The organism is Kosakonia sacchari SP1 (assembly GCF_000300455.3).
Classification (GTDB): domain Bacteria; phylum Pseudomonadota; class Gammaproteobacteria; order Enterobacterales; family Enterobacteriaceae; genus Kosakonia; species Kosakonia sacchari.
Window position 1 is genome coordinate 2,712,459 of record NZ_CP007215.2, and the last position, 19,702, is coordinate 2,732,160.

Consider the following 19,702-nt stretch of genomic DNA (forward strand, 5'->3'; position numbering starts at 1 on the left):
TAAAACAAAGGAGGGGCTAGCCCCTCCTTTTTTGCATTTGTGCTATTTATTCTGCTGCGGCACAGACACGTTCTGGCTGAGAGCGGCCAGAGAACAGCACCACCAGCAGACCCAGCCCGGCAATAATCGCCCCCATAACCGGGACGAAATCATAACCCAGCCCAGCGGAAATCACTGCTCCACCGGCTGCCGCGCCCAGCGCGTTACCGAGGTTAAAGGCACCGATATTGACTGAAGATGAAAGGCCAGGTGCTTCATGCGCAACGCGCATGACACGCATCTGCAACGGCGGAACCACCGCAAACGTCGCCGCGCCCCACACCACCATGCTGATGGCTGCGCCCACTTCACTGCGCGCCAGGAACGGGATCGCCAGCATGATGGCAATCAGCAGGATCAAAAAACCTTTCAGCGTGCCGGTGACCGAGCGATCCGCCAGTTTGCCGCCGAGATAGTTACCAATGGAGAAACCAACGCCAATCAACACCAGCATCGCCGTCACAAAAACGGGAGTGGCATCGGTAATGGTGTGCAGTACCGGCGCAATGTAGGTATACAGCGTGAACATGGCACCTGCGCCGAGCACAGTGGTCAGCAATGCGGACAACACTTGTGGGCGTACCAGTACCGACAGCTCTTTACGTACGTCCGGGCGCTCACCAGCACCACCTTTCGGCAACGAAAAGAACAGGCTCGCCATAGCAATCACACCCAGCCCGGCAGTGGCCATGAACGACATGCGCCAGCCAATGGTTTCACCCAGCCAGGTCGCGGCAGGTACACCGCCGATGTTAGCAATGGTCAGCCCCATAAACATGGTGGCGACTGCGCTGGCCTGCTTCTCTTTGGCAACCACGCTTGCTGCCACCACCGAACCAAGACCAAAGAAAGCGCCATGGTTCAGGCTAGTGACGATACGTGCCAGCATTAATGTGGTGTAATCCGGCGCGATCGCCGACAGCACGTTACCAAGCGTAAAAATTGCCATCAAAAAGATCAGGGCATTGCGTCTGCCGCGATGAGACAGCAACAACGTCATTAACGGCGCACCAACCATTACACCGATAGCGTAGGCGCTAATCAGCATCCCCGCTGCCGGAATAGAAACGTCAACGCCGCGGGCAATAACCGGCAGTAATCCCATCGGGGAAAACTCGGTAGTACCAATGCCGAAGGCGCCAATCGCCAGGGCAAGCAAAGGGAAATTAATTTTCATCTGTGACTCCAAAAAAGACATGCCGACTAGCGACCCTGTCGCTGAAGTCAAAAGTATGACAGCTATCACAAAAAACAGAAGTTAGCAGAATGACAAAAGATTATTGCAGAGGTGATAACAATAGCGGGGCAGAAAACCGAGGGAGAAGAGGCTCTCCCTCGCGATAGATCAATGCAGTGCAGCAGTCAGACCGCCGAAAACAATCAGGCTCAGAACGATGACGGTAGTGATTAAAGAATACTTCAGATCGGTGCTCATCAATTTTCCCCTTTTTAATTTCCCCACAAAAAGTGAGATAACGCATTTTTGCACAAATTATCTTAAAAATCTTGCGGGAATTCGCAGGAGAAACGTTTTAATACTTCCCCTTTTGCTCAAGATCAGACAAAATTCGACGCTAAATTTATTAGCGTACCGGCCATTGACTCCCCTCCTGACGTCCAGTGTCGTTTTCCCGGCGTACCGCACCCCCTTTGATGGGTACAGGGTGATTAAAGGCAAACGTTTACCTTAAGTATTATCAGGAGCTTATGATATGGTCTGGAGTGATATCTGATGGCAACGATTAAAGACGTAGCGAAACGAGCAAACGTTTCCACTACAACCGTATCACATGTAATTAACAAGACCCGTTTCGTCGCCGAAGAGACGCGCAACGCCGTGTGGGCAGCGATTAAAGAGCTGCACTATTCCCCCAGCGCTGTCGCCCGCAGCCTGAAAGTGAATCACACAAAATCGATCGGTTTGCTGGCTACCAGCAGTGAAGCGGCCTACTTTGCTGAAATTATTGAAGCCGTAGAGAAAAAGTGCTTCCAGAAGGGTTACACCCTGATCCTTGGCAATGCCTGGAATAGCCTCGAAAAACAGCGTGCTTACCTGTCGATGATGGCGCAAAAGCGTGTCGATGGCTTGCTGGTAATGTGTTCAGAATACCCGGAATCGCTGTTGAACATGCTGGAAGAGTACCGCCATATTCCGATGGTCGTGATGGACTGGGGCGAAGCGAAGGCCGACTTTACGGACTCCGTTATTGATAACGCCTTCGAAGGCGGTTATATGGCCGGTCGCTACCTTATTGATCGCGGACACCGCGATATTGGTGTGATCCCAGGCCCTCTGGAGCGTAACACTGGCGCTGGCCGTCTGGCTGGCTTTATGAAAGCGATGGAAGAAGCCCTTATCACCGTGCCGGAAAACTGGATCGTACAGGGCGATTTCGAGCCGGAATCCGGCTATCGCGCGATGCAGCAAATCCTCGGTCAGGCGCATCGCCCTACTGCGGTGTTTTGCGGTGGCGACATTATGGCGATGGGCGCGCTGTGTGCTGCCGATGAGATGGGTTTACGCGTACCGCAGGATATTTCCCTGATTGGTTATGACAATGTGCGTAACTCACGCTTCTTCACTCCGGCATTAACCACGATTCACCAGCCGAAAGATTCGCTGGGAGAAACGGCGTTTACCATGCTGCTTGATCGCATCGTCAACAAGCGCGAGGAGTCGCAGTCTATCGAAGTGCATCCGCGCCTGGTCGAGCGTCGCTCAGTGGCCGATGGCCCGTTCCGCGATTATCGCCGCTAATCGCTTATTACGGAGCCGTTAATTCGGCTCCCTTAACCATTCGTCATTCAGCGTTTCACTGTCCCCAAGATATTCCAGCAGCCAGTTTAACGCCGGGGAAGCCTCATTTTGTTGCCACGTCAGGCAGCACGCCGCGTCCGGGAAGGGGTTTTCCAGGTTCAGCGCGACCCAGTCACCGCTGTCGAGCCGCGGGCGGGCAAAGTGTGCCGGCACCATTCCCACGCACAGCCCTGCAGATAAGCACGCCTCCGACGACGCCCAATCAGGGACAATCACGCGTTTCTGATTATCCAGCAGCCAGGTAATACGTTTCGGCAACGAGCGGGACGTATCTTCCTGGATAAGTGAAGGCCAGTTGCGCAAGGTATCGTCGCTGAGCGGACCTGCCAGTGACGCCAGCGGATGACGACTGGAAACCACGCATTTCCAGCTCAGCATTCCCATATCGCGAAACGCATAACGCCCACCTACGGGGATGGCCTGCGTTGCGCCGATCGCCAGCTCAACCCGCCCGTCAGCAAGCGCATCCCAGACACCGTTAAAGACTTCCTGGTAAACCTGCAACTCAACATCACTGAAATGGCGATAGAAATCGACGATCAATTGCCGGGTACGTTCAGGTTTTACGATGTTGTCGACGGCAATTGCCAGTTGCCCGCGCCAGCCGTTGGCGATTTGCTGGCACTGCTGACGGGTGATCTGCATTTTTTTGATAACAGCTCGCCCTTCTTTCAAAAACCAGACCCCGGCAGGCGTGAGCTCAACATCACGATGGCGGCGTTCAAACAGCGGAACAGCCAGCCACTCCTCAAGCTGTCGCACGGTATAGCTCACCGCAGAAGGTACACGGTGTAACTCCTGCGCCGCGACGCTAAAACTGCCATTGCGCGCGACAGCATCAACCACTTCCAGTGAATATTCTGACCACATAATCTGCCTGCAAAAATTTTGAAACCACTACGCAAATATTAGCGTTTCACAAGCGCTAATGCACTCCTTACACTCGACAGCCCTGATTACCTGCAATTAAAGAGAAACACTAATGCAACCTGGCAACGGATTTTTAGTCTGGCTCGCGGGATTAAGCGTGCTCGGCTTTTTAGCCACTGATATGTACCTCCCCGCCTTCAGCGCGATACAGCAAGATTTACACACATCGTCTGCGGTGGTTAGCGCAACCTTAAGCCTGTTTCTGGCGGGCTTTGCCATTGCGCAACTGGTATGGGGGCCACTATCAGATCGCTATGGCCGCAAGCCGGTGTTGCTGGCCGGGCTGGCGATTTTCGCGCTGGGGTGTCTGGGAACATTATGGGTACGCGATGCAACCCTGTTGCTGGTGCTGCGCTTTGTGCAAGCGGTAGGCGTCTGCGCCGCGACAGTAAGCTGGCAGGCGCTGGTGACGGATAACTATCCCGCGCATCGCGTCAATCGCATCTTCGCCACCATTATGCCGCTCGTTGGTTTAACACCCGCTCTGGCACCGCTGCTGGGAGCCTGGATCCTTGCGCATTTCAACTGGCAGGCCATTTTCGCCACCTTACTGGCGATCACAGTGATTCTGATGATCCCGGCATGGCGACTGAAAGCACCGGCGAATAAGATTGAGCACCACGAACAATCGCTGACCTTTATGGATCTGCTGCGCGCCCGGGACTATCGCGGGAATGTGATTATCTATGCCGCCTGCTCGGCCAGTTTCTTCGCCTGGCTGACCGGTTCGCCGTTTATTCTTCACGAAATGGGTTATGGCCCATCGGTTATTGGCCTCAGTTATGTGCCGCAAACCATCGCCTTTTTGGTGGGCGGTTACGGTTGCCGTGCCGCGTTGCAGAAATGGCAGGGTTTTCGCTTGCTGCCGTGGCTGCTGGGGGCTTTCGCGTTAAGTGTCCTCGCCACCTGGGCCGTCGGTTTTATGTCGGACGTGTCGCTGACCGCGCTACTCATCCCCTTCTGCTTTATGGCAATGGCCAATGGCGCGATTTACCCTATCGTGGTCGCGCAGGCGCTGCGCCCATTCCCGCAGGCCACCGGTCGCGCAGCCGCCTTGCAGAATACGCTACAACTGGGGTTATGTTTCCTGGCAAGTCTGGTCGTTTCGTGGCTTATCGCCACACCACTGCTGACGACGACCAGTGTTATGGTGTCAATGGTGTTGCTGGTCGCGTTGGGTTATCGGCTTCAGCGCCGCACTCAGGATGAACGGGCGGATAAAGAGGTTGTGGCTCACTCGTCGCATTAGCATTAATAGTTGCGCAAGCGACTATCAATAACTCAGCGGTTAGCTTGCTAATGGCTTTTTATTGAATCACCGGATTTTGGCGCCTATACTCATTTTCGGCTGTTTGATAAATACGATAAATATTATGCATTAACGGGTACCGGATTGTACCCGTTTACCCATGGAAGGCCTTTCGGCAAGGGTCCTCTCCCTTCCTCTGTTCTACGTCGGATATCAGCCTCACGGTGAAAACCGTGAGATTTCTCACAAGCCTGAAAAAGCGTCTACGCTCTTTGAAGGTTCTGATCACTGCGAGTGATGGAGAAGTTATGAGTTCATCGTGTATAGAAGAAGTTAGCGTACGGGATGACAATTGGTTCCGTATAGCAAACGAACTGCTGGGTCGCGCAGGTATTCGCGTCAACGGTCCCGCAGCGTCAGATATTCAGGTGAAAAACCCTGATTTTTTCAAACGCGTTTTACAGGAAGGCTCGCTCGGACTCGGCGAAAGTTATATGGACGGCTGGTGGGATTGCCCCCGCCTGGACATATTCTTTACCAAAGTTCTGCGCGCCGGGCTGGAAAACCAACTTCCGCACCATCTCAAAGACACACTCCGCATTGCCGGAGCAAGATTATTTAATCTGCAAAGTAAAAAAAGGGCCTGGATTGTGGGCAAAGAACATTACGATCTCGGTAATGATCTGTTTACCCGCATGCTGGATCCGCAGATGCAATACTCTTGCGCCTACTGGAAGGACGCTGAAACGCTGGACGATGCACAACGGGCAAAACTGCGGCTTATCGGTGAAAAGCTCAAGTTAAAACCCGGCATGCGCGTGCTGGATATTGGCTGTGGATGGGGCGGTCTGGCGCAGTTTATGGCGCAAAATTACGGCGTCAGTGTGGTTGGCGTGACGATTTCTGCAGAACAGCAAAAGCTGGCGCAGAAGCGTTGTGAAGGGCTGGATGTCGATATTCGTTTGCAGGATTATCGCGACCTCGACGAGCAATTTGACCGCATTGTCTCCGTTGGCATGTTTGAACATGTCGGGCCAAAAAACTACGCGACCTATTTCCGCGTCGTCGATCGTAACCTGAAGCCCGATGGCATTTTTTTACTGCACACCATCGGCTCAAAACGCACCGATCACAATGTTGATCCGTGGATCAACCGCTACATCTTCCCGAATGGTTGTCTGCCTTCTGTGCGCCAGATTGCAGATGCCAGCGAATCACACTTCGTGATGGAAGACTGGCACAATTTCGGCGCGGATTATGACCGTACGTTGATGGCGTGGTATGAGCGTTTTCTTGGTGCCTGGCCGGAAATCTCCGACAACTATTCGGAACGCTTTAAACGGATGTTCAGCTATTACCTCAATGCCTGCGCGGGGGCGTTTCGCGCGCGCGATATTCAGCTCTGGCAGGTGGTTTTCAGCCGGGGTATTGAACACGGGTTGCGCGTGGCGCGTTAAAAAATAAACCCCGGCATGCCGGGGTTTATTTTTACTCTTCGCTGGCTGCGGCAACGATCGCCGCTTCTTTCGAGGCCAGCACGCGCTCCACGGTGTCAACAACCGCCTGCGTTTGCGGGTCGATTTCGATATTCACGCGATGCCCCAGCTTTTTTGCGCCAAGCGTCGTACGCTGCAGCGTTTCCGGAATTAAATGCACGCAGAAGCGGCTACTGGTAACTTCACCAACCGTCAGGCTAATCCCGTCAATGCCGATAAAACCTTTGTACAGAATGTATTTCATCAGTGCAGGATCCTGCACTTTGAACCAGATCTGGCGGTTATTTTCCGAGGTCAGAATTTTGACAATTTCGGCAGTGGTCATAATATGACCCGACATTAAGTGACCGCCAATTTCATCACTGAATTTTGCCGCGCGCTCTACGTTTACCGTGTCGCCCACATTCAGATCGCCGAGGTTGGTGATACGCAGCGTCTCTTTCATCAGATCGAAGCTGATATGGCTACCGTTAATCGCCGTCACTGTCAGGCAGCAACCATTATTGGCAATGGAAGCGCCGGTCTCAATGCCATCCAGCATCGTCTCAGGCAACTCAACAACGTGAGTGCGGAAATTGGGTTTATCATCAATGGCCACCAGTTTCGCCGTGCCCTGTACAATACCCGTAAACATGCTTACCACTCCTGTTCCATTCATTCGGTCATTACCGTGTTCTTTACGCACAATAACAGGTGAAATTTACCCTTGCCAGTTTCAATCGCCCTGCCCCCCTTTTTCGCGCCACGCTGGTGAGAAGATAAGCGTAGCGCCGCGTGCTAAAAGATAATTTTGCTATATGACTGGCATGGCAAAAGCACGCTATAGCAGGTAATATTTGTACACATGTCGCACCCATCGCTGTGCGGCATCCTTTTTAGCACAAGGAAAAACTCCTTCCTGATTAGTCGTTCCATTCTTTCTTATAACAACAAGATAAAGGTGTTCTCGTGCAGAAGTATATGAGAGAAGCGAGTCAGTTACTGGCACTCGCCGTGCCGGTTATTTTCGCGCAGGTCGCCCAGACAGCCATGGGTTTCGTCGATACAGTAATGGCCGGTGGCTATAGCGCCACGGATATGGCGGCGGTGGCAATCGGGACCTCAATCTGGTTTCCCGCCATTCTGTTTGGCCACGGTCTGCTGCTGGCGATGACGCCAGTGATTGCCCAGTTAAATGGTTCCGGACGTCGCGACAGAATTGCCCATCAGGTCGGTCAGGGCTTCTGGCTGGCGGGCATGGTCGCAGTGTTGATCATGATTGTGCTGTGGAATGCCGGTCATATTATTTACGCCATGCATAACATCGATCCGCAACTGGCGGATAAAGCCGTGCGTTTTTTGCGTGCGTTAATGTGGGGTGCGCCAGGCTATCTCTTTTTCCAGGTGATGCGTAATCAGTGCGAAGGCCTCGCCCGCACGATCCCGGGTATGCTGATGGGGTTTGTCGGCCTGCTGGTAAATATCCCGGTGAACTACATCTTTATTTACGGTCATTTCGGTATGCCCGAACTTGGCGGCGTGGGCTGCGGCGTGGCGACCGCATCCGTCTATTGGGTGATGTTTATCTGCATGCGCCTGTATGTTAAACGCGCCCGCGCGATGCGTGATATTCAAGCGATGCAACGTTTTGCCAAACCTGACTTCGCGGTGTTAAAACGCCTGACACAGCTTGGGCTGCCCATTGCACTGGCGCTCTTTTTCGAAGTGACGCTGTTTGCCGTGGTAGCACTGCTCGTTTCGCCGTTGGGCATTGTCGATGTCGCCGGACATCAGATCGCGCTTAATTTCAGTTCGCTGATGTTTGTTTTACCGCTCTCGCTGTCAGCGGCGGTGACAATTCGCGTCGGGTTTCGTCTCGGCCAGGGCTCAACGCTGAATGCGAAAACCTCAGCCCATACGGGGTTGTTGGTCGGCATCTCCATGGCGGCATTAACGGCGATTTTTACCGCGTTAATGCGCGAACATATAGCGCTGATCTATAACGATAATCCAGATGTCGTGACGCTGGCATCGCACTTGATGTTGCTGGCGGCCATTTACCAAATCTCCGACTCCATTCAGGTGATTGGCAGCGGTATCCTGCGTGGTTATAAAGATACGCGCTCAATCTTTTTTATCACCTTTATTGCCTATTGGGTTCTGGGTTTACCGGTGGGTTACACGCTGGCGTTAACCGATTTAGTGGTCGACAGAATGGGCCCTGCGGGCTTCTGGATGGGATTTATTATTGGCCTGACGTCGGCGGCGATAATGATGATGCTGCGGATGTGTTTCCTGCAACGCCAGCCCTCTGCGACCATTTTGCAGCGTGCTGCGCGCTAACAAACATAGCCGCCTTTTGGCGGCTATTTCTTTGCTCGCTAATTAAGTAATAAACAAGAATAGATATATTCTATACAGCCTTATTTATATACCCTACATGCCAGATATATATTAACGACCACACCAGCATGATCGTTGATTTTATTCAGTATAAAAATCTTCATAAATATTTATTTGAAAATAAACCAGGATAATTCTACTTTTAATTTGTTGGCAAAAAACTCACCTGCCAATATTGCCATTAACATTCAGCTTTCTACTCGTAGAGGATATTTAATATGTTCACGACAGCTTATGCTATGAATGCGTCCGCAGGTTTTCAGTCATCCATTTCCGATGGCAGTAGAACTACACTGGGTAAAGGGCAAGCAGTGACGTATACTAATCTGCCTAACCAGCCAGTAGCGATTGTTGTTTATAATAATACTGGCAACACCACGCCATTTAATGTCGCTTATAATAACCAAAAACCGCAGAATTACAGCGTGCAGTCAGTTCAGGGTCAGGGGTTTTCACTGGGCCTCGCGTATCTTATTGACCCCAGCGTAACGAAAGCGTTTGAAATTACCGTATCCGTACCCGATCAGGCGCAGCAGAATTCGTCAGTCGACGTGTATGCCGTTAGCCTGTTCTTACCATTGAGCGGAATTAATAACATTCAAATTCCGACCAATGGTAATGCGGTTTCTTTTAGTGGCTATTCTCGCGCTTACGCAACACCGGATCTGGCATGGTACGATTTAAATATCAACTCAACCAGCACCGGTTTGGTTGGGCTGTTTTTTGAAGACAGCACAATCACGGTGGTAGGGATTAATATGCCGAAAGAATCCAGCGCGGCATTAAAGAAAGTCGTTATTAATACATCCGGGAGCGGTGTTCCGGATAGTAATATTGCGATTGTGGTTGAAAGTGGCAACCTTTATCAGAATTCAATTTTTGGCACATCGAGCCAAATTGTTTATTCCCCGGTATCACCGGTAAATTCCGTTAGTGATGGCAGCATTTCTCTACAAAAAATCTCATAAATAAACGCAGACTTATTTAACCTGTTATCGAAAGACAATGAAATAATCACAGGTTCATATTTTTATCACTATGCACACTATTATTTGGGCCTTCGCGTAAAGGCCCTTTATTTCTGATGTTGATGTAAACGCAGACTTATCATTTACCACGAGCCACGTATTCATTTTGTTCACGATGTCTTGAGGATGTTTTTCTCGCGCCTCACGGCAGAGAGAAATTTCATCTGAACCAGCGGGACGCTCAGTCAAGTTTTTCAATTCACTACTGATTGCGCAATCACAGTGTCAGTTCGTTTAAAGCTACAAAGATCCCTCGCGAAAGTTAAACGTTAGTGGTGAGAAGAACAAACTATGTTGTCGTCAGGAATCAGCGCAAAAATGCGCAAAATCCTCTGCTCAGCGCAAGAAGTCGTACCGTTGATATTGAGAGAGACACGCAGCCGAAGGCGGTTAATTTGATGAATGCTTAAGATTTATTCTTTTACATCAGTAAAATAGCCACATCTTGCGTAAAAGTTCCGCAATCGAGCGAATTACGTAAGAAATTTGCCATTTTCCACTTGCCACATCTCCGGCCTGCCGCTAATATTCGTCCCCGTTGTCAACCACAACACTGCGTTCATAGCTCAGTTGGTTAGAGCACCACCTTGACATGGTGGGGGTCGTTGGTTCGAGTCCAATTGAACGCACCATTCTTTTTCAGTGCGTCCGTAGCTCAGTTGGTTAGAGCACCACCTTGACATGGTGGGGGTCGATGGTTCGAGTCCATTCGGACGCACCATTCTTAGTTAGTCTCCGTTCTATTTTTCAGTTTCATCTCAGCATGCGCATTACCACCACGCCGACTGCGCGTTAGCGACAGTGATAAAGCGACCTTCCCTCGTATGCAGTGTTGCTGCATTAGCAAATAAAAAAGCCGCACCTTGCGGCACGGCTTTTCGTGTTACAACCTGGCTATCAGAAGCCGACTTTCAGCGTGATTTGACCGCCGTAGCCGCCGGTGCCTGCGTCGTCGATACTCCGGGTGTAACCCGCGCGCACCCCGAGGGTAACGTTATCGCGGATCTGGCCGTCGATGCCGACATCCAGCGAGGCAGCGGTGCCGTCCTGATCCGGATTGAACGCGACCTCGCTGCCTGCTACGCCTGGCGCGCTGACGTTCACTGAGCCCTTCGAGTCGAAGGTCTGGATGAAGGACGGACGCACCCACCAGCTTACCGGTACCGGTTTGCCTGTCTCTTTCAGCGTCGCGTTGTTGCCCAGACGCAGACCGGCACGCACCTGCTGGCTGTGACCGTCGCCGAACTGCACGTCTGCAACGTCATCATTGCCATCTTTCAGGTTCACACCGCGATACTGGTACTGCACCTGCGGTTCCAGCACCAGGCCGCCGCCGATTTCAAACGGCAGACCGGTTTCGAAAGAACCGACATAGCCCCAGCCGTGGGTTTTCAGACCGTCGCCATCGCGCGGATTGGTGTCGAAGTTGTGGCGTGTCCCCTGGGCCACTACGTCCATCCACCAGCCGCTCTCATGCACACCGTTGAGATAGAGGCCGCCGCTGTAGGCGTCGTCGCGTACCGTACCGGCTTTCGACTTGTCGTTACGCTGCACATCGACGGCAGAAAGACCCGCCGCACCGTACACCCCAACAGTCCATTCCATGGCAGAGGCCGAGCCCTGCCACAAATCGCTACCGATCTGCAGGAAGGTATAGCCGCCTTTACTATCCGGCGTGTTGCCGTTGCGTAGATCGTTGCTGCCGTGATCGTGGCTCAACTGACCGGCCTGGAAACGGGCCCACATGTTGCTACCGCTTTCGGCTGCGGTACGCGCCGCATAGCGACGGGCATCCAGCGAGCCGAGCAGCGCACTGTCGTAGTCCATTGCCTGCGCATAGACGGAGCTATAGAGATACGTCGCCGAACGGTAGTTCTGCGGGCCGTTCTCGTTGCTGCCGGCTGCAGCGGTGGTCAGATACCAGCTCTCGTCGGCGCTGCCCTGTTGCAGGGTGTAGTTATACGCCCCCGCCTGCAGGCTGCCGTTGAGGCTGAAAGCATCATCGGTGGTGGTCGCGCCGTTGATGGCATTCACCACCTGAATACCGTTGCCGGTGGTACGCGCACCCAGACCGCCCTGGCTGCGAATGGCGATCCGCGTATTACCGGTCGCGGTGCCGCCATCCAGCACCAGGCTGTCACTCACTACGTTATTACCGTTAAACAGCGTGTTCAGGGTAATGGTCCCGCCATTGCCCACCAGGTTGGTGACGGTCAGGGTTTTCGGGACAAACGTTCCGGTCGGTGCCTGGTAATCGATCGAGCCGCCCAGTGTCAGGTTATTGAGCAGGGAGTCTGCGGTCATCAGCCAGCTTGAACCAGCATCAACGGTCAGGTCGGTCGGGTCAATCATCCCGGTAAGCGTAGTGCCGTTGGTCAGCTGCAGCGAGGTGCCGCGCTGGGCGATGATGTCGGTCACGGCATCCAGCCCGCTGAACACCAGCGTACCGCTCTGCAGGTAAGTGCCGCCCGCCTGATTAAGTGTGCCGCTCAGAGTCAACGTGTTATCACCTTCTTTATACAGCGTACCGTTACCGTTGATGGCCGCGTTTACGGTGCTGGCACTGGTGTCGGTGGTGATGCGCAGTTCGCCGCTGTTGTTGACGTTACCAGCAAGCGTTGCGCCATCGTTGACTTTGGTGACCCCGGTCAGCATACCGCCCTCGGCGACGCTCAGCGTACCGTTCTCGCTTACCACAGTGTTGTTGGCGCTGCCGTCAGCGGCAACCGACAGCAGACCGCCGCTTTCCAGCAGCACGTTATCCGCAATTTTATTAGCAATGGAGAAGCTGCCAAGCGCGTTGGTGCCGTTGAGCGTGGTGTCGGTGCCCGCCATCAACGCGGCGCCGCTATTGAGATTGATATTGGTGACCGTTGCGCCATCTTCCAGCGCCAGCATGCCGCCGCGCTCAATCGCCGTCAGATCCGCCGTGCCCCCGGCGCGAACGAACTGGGCACCGCCTTTGCTGACGGTAGTGGCAATTGCCGTGCCGCCGAAAGTGACACTCTGGGTGCCGTTTTCGCTGACGGTGGACGAAGCGACGGTGCCGCCCTGATTGACCACCTGATCGCCAACCACCTGGTTGTCGATAACGATCGCCCCGTCATTCACGTTCTGGATCCCGCCCTCACGGATAATGGTGGAGATCACCGTCCCGCCGCTGTTAACGTTCTGGGTACCGCCACCGTTAATGGTGGTGCGAGTGGCGGTACCGCCGTTCAGCACGTTCTGGATCCCGCCAGCCTGGATGACGGCAAGTATCGATTCACCGCCGCTATAGATATTCTGAATACCGCGCTCGTAGATTGCCGTGCGAGTCGCAGCCCCGCCGCGATAGACGTTCTGCACGGCGTTCGCTGAAAGATCGGTATCAACGGCACTGCCGCGCACATTCTGCTGGCTGGAGTTGATCATCGAAGTGTTCACCGCCGCAGCACCCGCTGCGATGTTCTGCACTGCAAAATCATCCATCAGGTTGTTTTGCGCACGCCCACCGCTGTACACATTCTGGATGCTGTTACGGTTACGGGTATCGGTCACCACGGCGCCGTAGTAAATCCCCTGAACCGCACCGTCGCTCAGCACGGTAGAGGTGGCTGTACCTCCGCTAAAGACGCGCTGTTCCGCCCGGGTGATTTCCGATCCGGTGGTGGTGCCAAGGACTTCCTGAATGCCGCCATCAATCACCACAGAGACTTCGGCATTGGCATTTTTGTTGACAACCTGACGCCCGCCGTTTTTCACGATGCTGACAATCGAGGTACCGTCAACCACCTGCAGACCGCCATCAACAAAGGTGAAGTCGGTGACGCCGCCGGAGGCAACATTTTGTCTGCCGCCGGTTGAGATAGTGCCGCCATAGGTGTAACCGCCCGAGTTAACATTCTGCACGCCGCCCTTCTCGACGCGTGTTTCGAAGGCCTGCCCGCCGCTGCCGATATTTTGCGTACCGCCCAGCAGGCGCGCAGCGAAGGATTTCGCGCCATTATTGACGTGCTGCTCACCGCCATTCATCAGGGTGGAGATCGCCACAGCAGAGTTGCTGAGGATCTGCGTCCCGCCTGCGTTAATCACGCTCTGACGTGCCCAGCCATACGGGTCAACGATCTGCGCCCCGCCGTTATTAATCACCGCGTCGAACGACTGACCATGTACGCGCTGTACGCCGCCGCTGTTAATCAGCGTGCCGCTAGCCTGACCGCTCTTGGTCACCAATTGTACCCCGCCGTCGCTGATGCTGGTGCCGGAAGCCGAACCTTCCACCAGTTGCGTACCGCCGCCGAACACCGTGCCATCGGACGCCGCGCCGCCGGCTGAGACGTGTTGCACCCCACCGTTATTCACGATCGAACCGGCAGCGAGGCCACCGTAGTTGACGATTTGCTGGCCGCCGTCATTGATCACGGACGAGATGGCCGTACCGTCTACGCTCTGCACACCGCCGCTGTTGATGTGGGTATCGGTAGTTTTACCGCTCCCGGCTACCAGTTGCGTACCCCCATCGTTCACGCTGGCACCGGAGGCAGTACCTTCCACCAGTTGCTTGCCGCCGCCGAAGATGGTGCCGTCAGACGCCGCGCCGCCGAGATTGATGTGCTGCAGACCGCCGCTATTCACCGTGGTGCCTGCCGCCAGACCACCTTTGTTCACCAACTGGATGCCGCCGTTGCGCACCACCGCCGAGGTCGCGTTACCATCAACACTCTGCACACCGCCGCTGTTGATCAGGGTGCCGGTTGCTTTCCCGGTGGTCATGACGATCTGATAGGCGCCATCGTTCAGGCTGGTACCGGACGCCGTGCCCGCCACCACCTGTTTACCGCCGCCGAAGATGGTGCCATCAGACGCTGCGCCACCAAGGTTGATGTGCTGCAGACCGCCACTGTGAACGGCGGTACCTGCCGCCAGGCCGCCGTTATTCACCAACTGGATACCGCCATTGCGTACCACGGATGAGGTGGCGCTGCCGTCAACGCTCTGCACGCCGCCGCTGTTGATTTGGGTGCCGGTGGTTTTGCCGCTGGCCTGCACGATCTGCAGACCGCCATCGCTGACGCTGGTCCCGGACGCAGTCCCTGCCACCACCTGTTTACCGCCGCCGAAAATGGTGCCATCAGACGCTGCGCCACCAAGGTTGATGTGCTGCAGGCCACCGCTGTTGACGATAGAACCCGCGGCCAGCCCACCGCTGTTCACCAACTGCACGCCGCCATTGTTCACCACGGCGGAGGTCGCCGAACCGTCAACACGCTGCAAACCGCCACTGTTGATAAGCGCTCCCGCAGCAATGCCGCCCACCTGGACGTGCTGAATGCCGCCGTCGCCAATAACCGTGTCGCCCGCCATACCCGCGACCTGCTGCGTTCCTCCTAGCAGCGTCGTTTTTGAGGCAGCGCCGCCGGCACGGACAATCTGCACACCATCTTTATCGACGCGGGTGTCGTTCGCATGACCGCCACTGCGGATCAGCTGTTTACCGCCGGCGTAGACGATCGTGCCATTAGCCGTGCCGTCAACATCCTGGAAACCGCCGTCATAGATTTTGCTGTCGATGGTTTTGCCGGTAACGTGAACTTGCTGCACACCGCCAGAGTCCACGCGGGTGTCGGATGCCGTGCCTTCGACAATCTGGGTACCGCCAAACAGCAGCGCATCCGAGGCAGCGCCGCCTTCGTTGATATGCTGCAAACCACCGGCATTAACCAGCGAGCCCGCGGCAAGCGCGCCGGAGTGAATCAGTTGCACCCCGCTATCATTGACCACAGCGGAGATCGCCGTGCCGTCTACCGCCTGAGTGCCACCGCTGTTGATGATGGTGTCGATAGCTTTACCGGTTATCTGTACAAGCTGGTAAGCGCCGTCATTGATGCTGGTGCCGGAGGCCGTACCGGCAACAACTTGCCGACCACCGCCAAACACCGTGGTGTCGGATGCAGCGCCGCCTTCATTGATATGTTGCAGGCCGCCACCGTTAACGGTCGCGTTATCCGCCAGCCCACCGCTGTTCACCAACTGGATACCGCCGTCATAGATAACCGATGAGTTGGCTGTGCCATCCACGCGCTGCAGGCCGCCTTCATTAATCAGCGATCCGCTGGCGCTGCCACCCACCTGAACGTGCTGTACGCCGCCGGCACCGATAATGGTATCTGCCGCTACGCCCGCCAGTTGCTGAATACCGCCCAACAGCGTGGTGAAGGCGGTTGACCCACCTGAGAGTACATTCTGAATCCCGCCACTGTTGATCACCGCGCTGGTGGCAGCGCCACCGCTGCGGACTTTCTGCAGGCCGCCGTCGTTCACTTCAGCGGAGAAGGAGACGCCGTCTACATCCTGTTTACCGCCGGCGTTAACCACCGCATCACTGCTCATGCCGCTGGCGTGGATCTGCTGCAAACCGCCGTTATTAATGATGGTGCCGGAGGTGGTGCCTTCCACTAGTTGGGTGCCGCCGAGCAGAATGGCGTCGGATGCTGCACCCCCTTCGCTGATATGTTGCAGACCACCGGTGTTCACCACACCGCCCGTCGCCAGCCCGCCACGATTAACCTGCTGCGTCCCTCCAGCATTGACGACAGAAGAAATGGCCTGGCCGTCTACGGTCTGCGTGCCGCGATTGTTGATGATGGTTCCGGTGGATTTGCCGGTTTTCTGCACCAGCTGCGCACCGCCATCGTTGACGCTGGTGCCGGATGCGGTTCCCGCCAGTACCTGGGTACCGCCGCCAAACACCACGCCGTCGGAAGCTGCCCCGCCCTGATTAATATGCTGAACCCCGCCGCTGTTCACGATGGTGCCCGCCGCCAGCGCGCCGCTATGCACCAGTTGGGTACCGCCGCCGTTGACCACTGCGGAGATAGCGGTGCCGTCTACGGTCTGCGTACCGCGATTGTTAATGATGGTGCCGGTGGCTTTACCGGTTTGCTGAACCAGTTGCGCACCACCGTCGTTGAGGTGCGCACCGGATACCGTGCCGGCCACGACTTGATTGCCGCCGCCAAAGATGGCGGTGTCGGCCGCGGAACCGCCGACGTTAACGTGCTGGACACCCCCGCTGTTTACCGTCGCGTCCTGAGAGAAACCAGCGCTGTTGATGAGCTGGATGCCGCCAGCGTTAATGACGCCCTGGACGGAACTGCCGTTAACGGCTTGCACGCCGCCAGTGTTAATAATCGTCTGGCTTGCCACCCCGCTTTCCTGCACAGTCTGCACACCGCCAGCACCGACAATGGTGCTATTAGCCTTACCGGCGACTGCCTGCTTGCCGCCGCTGTTAAGCTGCGTGCCTGTTGCCGTCCCGTCCACTTCAACGATCTGTGTCCCGTCAGTGACAACGGTACCCCTCGTCTGGCCGTTCTGCCGCACAATCTGCGAACCGCCATCCTGAACTCGGGTATCCACGGTCTGACCGCCCGCCACTATCTGGGTGCCACGGGTGCTGATGGTATGGTTGGTGGTTAAGCCGCCAGGACGCACGTTCTGTACGCCTTCCTGCACCACCTCATCCTGCGTCGAACCAGTGACATCAGGGGTGAACGCCATCGCCCCGCTGCTTGCGAACAGGCCGCCCACCGCCGCTGAGATCAATACCGCGCCGCCTGCGCGCTTGCCTTTCGCTCGGGTCAGTTCTGAAACCACCACGAACGCCCGCTGAACGTCATTCCACACCAGCCGGTAACTGCAGTTAAGACTTTTTTTCATTTCTATGTCCTCGAAACCCGTCTCTCATCCGTCAGGCGGCGTGTTGATCGGGGTCTGCCAATGCTGTTGTTTTGATGCCAAAGGGATTGCTTCGCAGGGCAATCAGCCGACGAAGATGACCGATGACCTGCTTGCCAGTGATAAAACGTGTGCATTCGTACTGCCGGTCCGTGCCTTTGTGGCGCGGACACCAGAAATAGTCCTGATGATCAAAATTGAACCGCACGTCATCCCAACAGCCGTTGCAGACATGGGTGTTGATGACGCGCCAGGGGGTATGAAATTCGCTGTTCGGCAGGCTGAATCCACTGATCAGCACCACCGGAATACAGCAGCCCCAGGCAAGCCAGGAGAGACCGCTGCCGAGGCCGATAAAAAATTCGGCATGCTCCAGCAGCGCCACACGTTCAGCGAGGGGCAGGTTGCCGGTGAAATCTTCCGCGCCGTGGGGGATTTTGTTCCAGATGTACCCGCGGCCCACCACGCGCTCTTTGTCGATACACAGCACGCGATAGCCCTGCTCTTTCAGATAGTCGATAACTTCATGCCAGCCATTGCCGTTGTTCCAGAACTTGGCCTGGCTGGTGGACTGAGTTGCGATGCAGACGTAGGGTTCAGCGATACGACGCGCGCTGCGCTGGCGCAGATCCGGAACGATTTCCGTGGGATCGACGCCAAGAATATGTCCGGCGGTGCGGTGCAGACCCACGGCGCGAAAATCAAAGGGTTGCTTGTCGAGGTCGCCGTGAAAAAACAACCCGACGCGCCAGCTGGCGTAGGGCGGCTCGCTCACGCCCGGTCCGGTTTGCCACTCCTCGGGGGTAGCGCAATTAAGCTGCGGATAGACAGGCTTGAAGAGTTCGACGATCGGCTGAGCCATGGTGCAATAGACGTTGCACTGGTACGTCTGCCGAAAGCGTTCGGCGTAAGGTACCCAGCCAATGAGGTCGCCCAGCGTACCGCCGGGAAATGAAACCAGTACCGTTTTGCCGCGCATATTCAGAATATGGTCCAGCACCGGCTCCGACTGCGCGTCGTCCCAGACCCGCAGACGAAACGGCACATAATATTTTTTTGTGCTGATCACCCAGCCCTGCGCGACATCGTCGGCAAACAGAATATTTCCCGTTTCATCATCGCTTATTTCTACCCGCCAGTTACCGGCCGGCAGCAATAACCGGGCACCGTCATTAAAATCATACAAGATACCCATCGGTCCCTGCTGGGTAGGAATTTCTGGTGGCGGAATAAAAGCATAGCCCTGCCCAACAACAGTGGAAGTTGTCATCACCCAACCTTCATCATGAGTAAACGCATTAAATATGGGCTGGCAGTAAATAATAATCAGGCACCAGCCGACCTCCGGAGGTAATAATCCGGAACGAAATTTTTTATAAATTTTACGGGTCTCATTAAGAGTCGATTAAGAGTAGTAACAAGGCGTTTTATTGCAAATTCTTTCTAAAGGTTAAGATCCATAAATATCAATTATTTAGTTTTTACCCACTTTCGCGTTTTATTTTTACGCCCCATTAAAAACAAAGAGTTAACGAGCAACCAAAGCAAGCAATTTAAGATTATCCTTAAAACAAATTTTATGCAAAAACGTGATGTTAATTCAGAAATATAAAATATATTTCAGCTTTTAAAGGAGTGTCTTGATGATATATCCGCCTCACGGAGATGAGAGAAAGAAGTAAAAAACGCCGCCTCGCCAGTTATTTAAAAAACAAAGTGGCGCACAGTTTTTATTTAATTCACATCCGCAAGCCTTTATGCGAAAAATAAACAGAACAATCTTATTGTTTATTATCTCGATTCAAGAAGTAAGTGAGGGAATAAGCGTAGCGGTAGCAACGAAATAACGGTGTCACCGGGTGGGTAATACTGATGCCGACTTCATGACCAGGCCACAGACAGCCTCGGCTACGCAACGGTTGCGCAATTTTGTGATAACGGTTACACAACAAATCGATAATGACGATAAATTCGTATTCTGAAACAGCGTTTTTAATTCCTTTCTGTCGATGTCGACGCTATAATGCCGCCATCCTAATTT

At 54.6% G+C, this 19,702-nt stretch carries 11 protein-coding genes and 2 tRNA genes; 7 read left to right on the forward strand and 6 right to left on the reverse strand.

Translation table 11 applies throughout. The features are described 5' to 3' along the window. Nucleotides 1-46: 46 nt before the first annotated feature. On the reverse strand, nt 47-1,216 hold the full coding sequence (locus C813_RS35780) for an MFS transporter (protein ID WP_025263638.1): 1,170 nt from the start codon (nt 1,214-1,216) through the stop codon (nt 47-49). A gap of 168 nt (nt 1,217-1,384) precedes the next feature. Continuing rightward, nucleotides 1,385-1,474, reverse strand: a complete 90-nt coding sequence (cydH, locus tag C813_RS46985; RefSeq protein ID WP_016496299.1) for a cytochrome bd-I oxidase subunit CydH — start codon at nt 1,472-1,474, stop codon at nt 1,385-1,387. Nucleotides 1,475-1,771: 297 nt separating this feature from the next. Between cydH and purR the strand changes: the two genes are divergently transcribed. Next, nucleotides 1,772-2,797, forward strand: coding sequence for an HTH-type transcriptional repressor PurR (gene purR, locus C813_RS35785; RefSeq protein ID WP_017456593.1), 1,026 nt, complete (start codon nt 1,772-1,774; stop codon nt 2,795-2,797). 18 nt (nt 2,798-2,815) lie between these two features. Here the strand turns inward: purR and punR are convergent, their stop codons facing one another. After that, a complete protein-coding gene (gene punR, locus C813_RS35790; RefSeq protein ID WP_017456592.1) occupies nt 2,816-3,727 on the reverse strand; it encodes a DNA-binding transcriptional activator PunR in 912 nt (303 codons plus the stop codon). Nucleotides 3,728-3,839: 112 nt separating this feature from the next. Between punR and punC the strand changes: the two genes are divergently transcribed. Next, the gene (punC, locus tag C813_RS35795) at nt 3,840-5,036 is read left to right on the forward strand and encodes a purine nucleoside transporter PunC (RefSeq protein ID WP_017456591.1); all 1,197 of its coding nucleotides are present in this window, start codon (nt 3,840-3,842) and stop codon (nt 5,034-5,036) included. 308 nt (nt 5,037-5,344) lie between these two features. After that, the gene (gene cfa, locus C813_RS35800; protein WP_017456590.1) at nt 5,345-6,493 is read left to right on the forward strand and encodes a cyclopropane fatty acyl phospholipid synthase; all 1,149 of its coding nucleotides are present in this window, start codon (nt 5,345-5,347) and stop codon (nt 6,491-6,493) included. Between the two features lie 31 nt (nt 6,494-6,524). Here cfa and C813_RS35805 read toward each other — a convergent pair whose 3' ends face one another. Next, on the reverse strand, nt 6,525-7,166 hold the full coding sequence (locus C813_RS35805; RefSeq protein WP_017456589.1) for a riboflavin synthase: 642 nt from the start codon (nt 7,164-7,166) through the stop codon (nt 6,525-6,527). A 314-nt stretch (nt 7,167-7,480) separates the two neighbouring features. On the opposite strand from C813_RS35805, the gene mdtK reads away from it, so the two are divergent. The 4 genes from mdtK (at nt 7,481) to C813_RS35825 (ending at nt 10,663) form a co-directional block, all read left to right on the forward strand. Further along, on the forward strand, nt 7,481-8,854 hold the full coding sequence (mdtK, locus tag C813_RS35810; protein WP_017456588.1) for an MdtK family multidrug efflux MATE transporter: 1,374 nt from the start codon (nt 7,481-7,483) through the stop codon (nt 8,852-8,854). Nucleotides 8,855-9,132: 278 nt separating this feature from the next. Then, on the forward strand, nt 9,133-9,882 hold the full coding sequence (locus tag C813_RS35815; protein ID WP_017456587.1) for a hypothetical protein: 750 nt from the start codon (nt 9,133-9,135) through the stop codon (nt 9,880-9,882). Between the two features lie 615 nt (nt 9,883-10,497). After that, nucleotides 10,498-10,574 (forward strand) — tRNA-Val (locus C813_RS35820). Nucleotides 10,575-10,586: 12 nt separating this feature from the next. After that, nucleotides 10,587-10,663 (forward strand) — tRNA-Val (locus C813_RS35825). Between the two features lie 176 nt (nt 10,664-10,839). Here C813_RS35825 and C813_RS35830 read toward each other — a convergent pair. After that, entirely contained in the window at nt 10,840-17,643 is a 6,804-nt protein-coding gene (locus tag C813_RS35830) for an AIDA repeat-containing protein (protein ID WP_017456586.1), read from the reverse strand. Between the two features lie 31 nt (nt 17,644-17,674). After that, a complete protein-coding gene (locus tag C813_RS35835; RefSeq protein WP_025263639.1) occupies nt 17,675-18,931 on the reverse strand; it encodes an autotransporter strand-loop-strand O-heptosyltransferase in 1,257 nt (418 codons plus the stop codon). Nucleotides 18,932-19,702: the final 771 nt, after the last annotated feature.

What these genes read in the sequence shown, in the direction of transcription:
- C813_RS35780 (WP_025263638.1), bottom strand. Translation starts at nt 1,216, where the DNA reads ATGAAAATTAATTTCCCTTTGCTTGCCCTGGCGATTGGCGCCTTCGGC.
- cydH (WP_016496299.1), bottom strand. Translation starts at nt 1,474, where the DNA reads ATGAGCACCGATCTGAAGTATTCTTTAATCACTACCGTCATCGTTCTG.
- purR (WP_017456593.1), top strand. Translation starts at nt 1,772, where the DNA reads ATGGCAACGATTAAAGACGTAGCGAAACGAGCAAACGTTTCCACTACA.
- punR (WP_017456592.1), bottom strand. Translation starts at nt 3,727, where the DNA reads ATGTGGTCAGAATATTCACTGGAAGTGGTTGATGCTGTCGCGCGCAAT.
- punC (WP_017456591.1), top strand. Translation starts at nt 3,840, where the DNA reads ATGCAACCTGGCAACGGATTTTTAGTCTGGCTCGCGGGATTAAGCGTG.
- cfa (WP_017456590.1), top strand. Translation starts at nt 5,345, where the DNA reads ATGAGTTCATCGTGTATAGAAGAAGTTAGCGTACGGGATGACAATTGG.
- C813_RS35805 (WP_017456589.1), bottom strand. Translation starts at nt 7,166, where the DNA reads ATGTTTACGGGTATTGTACAGGGCACGGCGAAACTGGTGGCCATTGAT.
- C813_RS35815 (WP_017456587.1), top strand. Translation starts at nt 9,133, where the DNA reads ATGTTCACGACAGCTTATGCTATGAATGCGTCCGCAGGTTTTCAGTCA.
- C813_RS35830 (WP_017456586.1), bottom strand. Translation starts at nt 17,643, where the DNA reads ATGAAAAAAAGTCTTAACTGCAGTTACCGGCTGGTGTGGAATGACGTT.
- C813_RS35835 (WP_025263639.1), bottom strand. Translation starts at nt 18,931, where the DNA reads ATGACAACTTCCACTGTTGTTGGGCAGGGCTATGCTTTTATTCCGCCA.